Source organism: Cereibacter changlensis JA139 (assembly GCF_003034985.1).
GTDB lineage: Bacteria > Pseudomonadota > Alphaproteobacteria > Rhodobacterales > Rhodobacteraceae > Cereibacter > Cereibacter changlensis.
This window is the reverse complement of sequence record NZ_PZKG01000374.1, coordinates 1-955: the sequence shown is the minus strand read 5'-3', so window position 1 is coordinate 955 and position 955 is coordinate 1. Positions and strand designations below refer to the sequence as shown.

At 72.7% G+C, this 955-nt stretch carries 1 protein-coding gene and 1 pseudogene; one reads left to right on the top strand and one right to left on the bottom strand.

Features of this window, described 5'->3' with window-relative positions:
* A partial coding sequence (locus C5F48_RS24150; RefSeq protein ID WP_107666167.1) for an NAD(P)-dependent oxidoreductase occupies positions 1 to 777 on the bottom strand: 777 nt, incomplete at its 3' end.
* On the opposite strand from C5F48_RS24150, the pseudogene C5F48_RS24145 reads away from it, so the two are divergent.
* Positions 776 to 955 (top strand): annotated as a pseudogene (locus C5F48_RS24145) (aldehyde dehydrogenase family protein); the annotation flags it as partial. The gene C5F48_RS24150 and the pseudogene C5F48_RS24145 sit on opposite strands and share 2 nt — an antisense overlap.

Here is a 955-nt window from a genome sequence, read left to right as displayed (position 1 = left end):
GTAGCCGCCGCCCTTGGTCAGGGCCTCGACGAAGACCGCATCGGCAATGCCGCTTTTGCGGGCGCAGGCGGCGGCCTCGCTCAGCAGCGTGGCGCAGCCGATCGACACGTAGTTGTGCAGCAGCTTCAGCGTGTGGCCGGCGCCGACTTCGCCGGCATGGAAGATGGTTTCGGAGAAGCTCTGCAGCAGCGGTCGCATCCGTTCGAGCAGCGCCGGCTCGGCTCCGACCAGCAGGTTCAGCCGGCCCTGCTCGGCCTCCACCGGGGTGCGGGTCATCGCCGCGTCCATGAACAGCCCGCCGGCCTCCTGCGTCAGCCGGGCCAGCCGCGCGGTCGAGCTGGGGATCGCGGTGGAGCAGTCGACGATCACCGTCCCCGGGCGGATGCGGGCGAGGAGGCCGTCGTCGCCCAGCAGGATCGCCTCGACCTGCGGCGAGCCGGAGACGCAGAGGATCACCACCTCGCTGTCTGCCGCCAGCTCGGCGAGGTCGGCGACCCGCCGCGCGCCGAGCGCCAGCAGGTCGTCGACCGGCTGGTTGCCGGGATGGTCGAGGAAGCCGAGCGCCCAGCCCTTGGACGCGAGGTTCCGCGCGATGCCGTGCCCCATCAGCCCCACGCCGACCATTCCCACCTTCATCTTGTCCATCCGTCCCCCGCCTTTCTGCCGACGCCTGCCGTGCCGGCGCGCCTTCCGGCGCCAGCTTGGCCGCTGCGGCGGCCCGCCACAAGCCGCGGCGCCGGCTCCGGCGCGATTTCCTTTGCCCACAGGACCAGCCATGACCATTGACGACCTAACCCGCCTCGACAGCACCCGTATCTTCGTCAACGGCGCCTGGGTCGCCCCCTCGGGCGGGGAGGCGCTGCCGGTCGAGGATCCCTCCACCGGCCGGATCATCGGCCGCATCGGCCGCGGCGGCCTGGCCGATGTCGACGCCGCGGTGGAGGCCGCCGCCGCC